We start from the raw sequence: 3366 nt of genomic DNA, 5'->3' as shown, positions 1-3366 counted from the left end.
AGCGCTGGTCAATCCAATCCAGTGGGAGGAGCCGTTTGGGATGGTGATGATCGAGGCACTCGCGGCCGGCACCCCGGTCATCACGACCTCCAGGGGGTCCGCCCCGGAAATCGTCGACGATGGGTCCACCGGCTTCTTCGGTACAGACGTACGCTCGCTCGCGGATGCACTGCGGCGGGTGGGAGAACTGGACCGGCAACGCTGTCGGGAGGCAGCGGAGGACCGGTTCAGCGCGGAACGGATGGCTGCCGAGCACGTGCGGCTGTATTCGGACCTGATCCAGCGACAGGTAGACGGCACCGGGGATCCGTTGTATGATGAGAGACTGCATTCGAGATGATTCGGATGCATTTTGGAAACTCAACAGCGTGTGACAGGACTCACCTTCTCAGGTGTGCATGGGGATGATCGGTTTCGACACTGCCTGCGCAATTGTGAGAAGCGGGTCGAGGATGCAGGGTTATCTCGTTAACGATCCCCGCAAAACAATAAGTGCCAATTCAAAGCGCACTGACTTCGCCCTCGCTGCCTAAGCGAGCGCACTAAAGAAGTCCGTCAGACCGGGGATGCTCTCTACCCGGACCCTGGCGCCATTTAGAGAGATTGCTTCTACGTTTCGTCTCAGGGCGTAGAGGGACTCTTACTGAGGCTGGGCTTGTCGGATTAGGTGCCAGTGACAAATTCCGGAGCCGAGTAGAACGCCTTCACTGGATACACCCGTAGAAGGCACATGACCACAGCAGTGGACCGGGGTTCAATTCCCCGCATCTCCACCACCAGTTGCTGTCACGCGACGTGAACCGAAAGGCCGCCCATTGGGCGGCCTTTCTGCGTCCGGCACGCGTATGTCCGTGGTTAGCTGGTCTCATGGCGGACTCGGAACGGCTCGAACTCACACTCCGGCGGCCGTGGTTCGGCGCTCTCCTCAAGCCGACGGTCGTGTTCAACGGCCGGGGCCAGCCGGCCCAGTGGGGTACAGGCACATGGCGGGTCTCCGCCGACGGCCAGACCCAGGTATCGGTCTTCCTCTACAACCGTCTTTGGAAGTTCGGGCAAGTCGATGTCCTCGTCACCCCCGGCGCGCTGACGCCCCTGGTCTACGTGGCTCCGTTGCTCCCGGTCGGACGCGGTCGACTGGTCGCCGTTCCGCGCTGAGCCGCTCGCCGGGTGCCGCGGTGCGGCAGGGGAGTCAGCGCGCTTTCCCTTCGGCTTCCGCAGCCTTCCGACGCTGGCGTTCCGCTTCAGCGACGGCTGCTTCCTCTGGAGTCGGTGCGGTACCGCCGAGATGCGCCGGTTGCCACCACAGGCCCGTGCCGTTCTCGGGGTAACTGGCCTGTGCTTCGTCGAGGAGGGCCTGCATCGACGCCCGCAGGGCCATGGTTCGTTGCCGAACGTCCTGGCCTGCATCCGGGGTGAACGGAGCGCCGATGGCGAACCGGATGGGAACGTTGCGAGCCTCAGCCAGCGAGGGCTTGCGCCCTTTGGTGAGGAGGCGGTGGCCGCCCCAGACCGCGATCGGGATGATGGGAACCCTGGCCTCATCCGCCATCCGTACCGTTCCCGTCTTGAGGTCCCGAACGGTGAACGACCGGTTGACCCCGGCCTCAGGGAACACGCCGAGAAGCTCACCGGCCCTGAGTGCAGTGATCGCCTGGCTGTACGCCTCACCTCCCGCCTTCATGTCCACGGAGATGTGGCGCATGCCCCGGAGCAGCCAGCCGACGACGGGCTTGTCGAACGCGCCCTTCTTGGCCATGAAACGGATGCGACGACGGTTGCGGTGCCAGACCATCCACTCCGTGAGCGCGAAGTCCATGTAACCGAAGTGGGTGATCGCAAGCACGGCGCCGCCCGTCGCAGGCAGGTGCTCTGCGCCCGTCACGATCGGCTTGAGCCGAAGCGCACCGAAAATCAGCCTGCCCACGCCGATCGCGGTGGTGTAAACGGGTTCAGGAGTTCGCTTGCTCATACCGAAATGCTAGGCGGCACAGATCCGGATCAGGGGCCCTTGCGTTGCTTCGCTCACTCGTGCGTGAGGGCGGCGAGCACTTGATCGTGCAGGATGCCGTTTGTCGCCAGCGAACTGCGGCCGGCGATGGTGTCTGTGCCGTCGACCGCGGAGAACCGGCCACCGGCTTCGCGAATGAGCACGACGAAAGGGGCGATGTCGTACTCCTTGACATCGAACTCGGCGACGATGTCGAGCAGCCCTTCGGCGAGCAATCCGTATGACCACATGTCACCGTAAGCGCGGTCGCGCCAGACAGAGCGGGACAGACCGATGAGCTGGTCGAGGTAGCCTGCCTCGTCCCATTGGGCGATGCTCTGGAAGCTGAGCGACGCATCCTCGAGCTTCCGCACACCGGACACCTGGAGCCGCCTGGGCGTCGTCCCGTTCTCGGCAAGCCAGGCGCCCGCTCCATCGGCGGCCCACCATCGTTTGCCGAACGCGGGAGCGCTGGCCACGCCGACCTGAGGGACCCCGTTCACGGCGAGGCTGATCAGCGTCGCCCAGTTGGGCACGCCACGGAGGAAGTTCGCGGTGCCGTCGATCGGGTCGAGGATCCACTGGCGTTCGGTCGACCCCGCCGTTCCATATTCCTCACCGAGAATGCCGTCGGCGGGCCGCTCGGCTGCCAGCATGTCGCGCAGTGCCCTCTCCACCGCGAGATCCGCGTCGGTGACGTGCGTGGCATCCGGTTTGGTCGATACCTCGAGGTTTCCTGCCCGGAACCGTTCGAGGGAGATCGCGTCGGCTGCATCGGCCAGGCGGAGGGCCAGGGCGAGGTCATCGGAGAGGGACGGGGGAGTGCTGGTCATGCTCCCACGATAGCGTCGAGCAGGCTCCCACCCGCCCCGCCGTTGCGGCGGCTCGATTGGCGGAGGACGCGGATCGCATGCTAATCTTTTCCACGGCCCGCCGCACTGTCTGCGGGCCGAAATACGCACCTCTAGCTCAATCGGCAGAGCAACTGACTCTTAATCAGTGGGTTCCGGGTTCAAGTCCCGGGGGGTGCACCAACTTTTCCTGTATTTCCGCGCAAGTACAGGAGCCACGATGGCCGCTCAGAGCCGTCATCTCTCATTTATCTGTCATAAATCCCGTCAGAAGCCCCGTCCTATCGGGCTTGGCGGGTCTCGTCTGGTGCAGTCCTGAGCGCTCTGGGGCTGGGCGCACCTGTCGAGCATGAACGACAATCCCGCTTCACCCGCCGCTCGCCTGGGGCACCTGTTGACGGTCCAGGAGCTCTCCGACTACCTCGGCATTCCGGTCGCGACGCTCTACGACTGGCGCGTCGACCACCGCGGCCCGAAGGCCGTGAAACTCGGCCATGCCCTCGGCTACGCCTCGCGCGACTTCAGCCG

General features: G+C 64.5%; 5 protein-coding genes, 1 tRNA gene and 1 other RNA gene. 5 read left to right on the top strand and 2 right to left on the bottom strand.

The features are described 5' to 3' along the window. The 3 genes from JWP90_RS06935 to JWP90_RS06925 form a co-directional block, all read left to right on the top strand. On the top strand, positions 1-340 hold a 340-nt coding region (locus JWP90_RS06935), incomplete at its 5' end, for a glycosyltransferase (protein ID WP_297361586.1). Between the two features lie 60 nt (positions 341-400). After that, positions 401-776: a transfer-messenger RNA gene (gene ssrA / locus JWP90_RS06930) on the top strand. A gap of 91 nt (positions 777-867) precedes the next feature. Further along, complete coding sequence (locus JWP90_RS06925; protein WP_297361583.1) at positions 868-1155, top strand: hypothetical protein; 288 nt, start codon at positions 868-870, stop codon at positions 1153-1155. A 34-nt stretch (positions 1156-1189) separates the two neighbouring features. Here the strand turns inward: JWP90_RS06925 and JWP90_RS06920 are convergent, their stop codons facing one another. Both JWP90_RS06920 and JWP90_RS06915 read right to left on the bottom strand, forming a co-directional pair. Further along, on the bottom strand, positions 1190-1969 hold the full coding sequence (locus JWP90_RS06920) for a 1-acyl-sn-glycerol-3-phosphate acyltransferase (protein WP_297361580.1): 780 nt from the start codon (positions 1967-1969) through the stop codon (positions 1190-1192). A 53-nt stretch (positions 1970-2022) separates the two neighbouring features. Then, entirely contained in the window at positions 2023-2820 is a 798-nt protein-coding gene (locus JWP90_RS06915; protein WP_297361577.1) for an inositol monophosphatase family protein, read from the bottom strand. A gap of 125 nt (positions 2821-2945) precedes the next feature. Between JWP90_RS06915 and JWP90_RS06910 the strand changes: the two genes are divergently transcribed. Together JWP90_RS06910 and JWP90_RS13175 are read left to right on the top strand one after the other, a co-directional pair. After that, a tRNA-Lys gene (locus JWP90_RS06910) sits at positions 2946-3021 on the top strand. 166 nt (positions 3022-3187) lie between these two features. Continuing rightward, on the top strand, positions 3188-3366 hold a 179-nt coding region (locus JWP90_RS13175; protein WP_367182682.1), incomplete at its 3' end, for a helix-turn-helix transcriptional regulator.

Source organism: Mycetocola sp. (assembly GCF_025464835.1).
Classification (GTDB): domain Bacteria; phylum Actinomycetota; class Actinomycetes; order Actinomycetales; family Microbacteriaceae; genus Mycetocola_A.
Note: the sequence above shows the minus strand (reverse complement) of the source record. Positions and strands in the feature narration are given on the sequence as shown.

Coding starts and splice junctions, on each gene's coding strand:
- JWP90_RS06925 (WP_297361583.1), top strand. CDS start 868: ATGGCGGACTCGGAACGGCTCGAACTCACACTCCGGCGGCCGTGGTTC.
- JWP90_RS06920 (WP_297361580.1), bottom strand. CDS start 1,969: ATGAGCAAGCGAACTCCTGAACCCGTTTACACCACCGCGATCGGCGTG.
- JWP90_RS06915 (WP_297361577.1), bottom strand. CDS start 2,820: ATGACCAGCACTCCCCCGTCCCTCTCCGATGACCTCGCCCTGGCCCTC.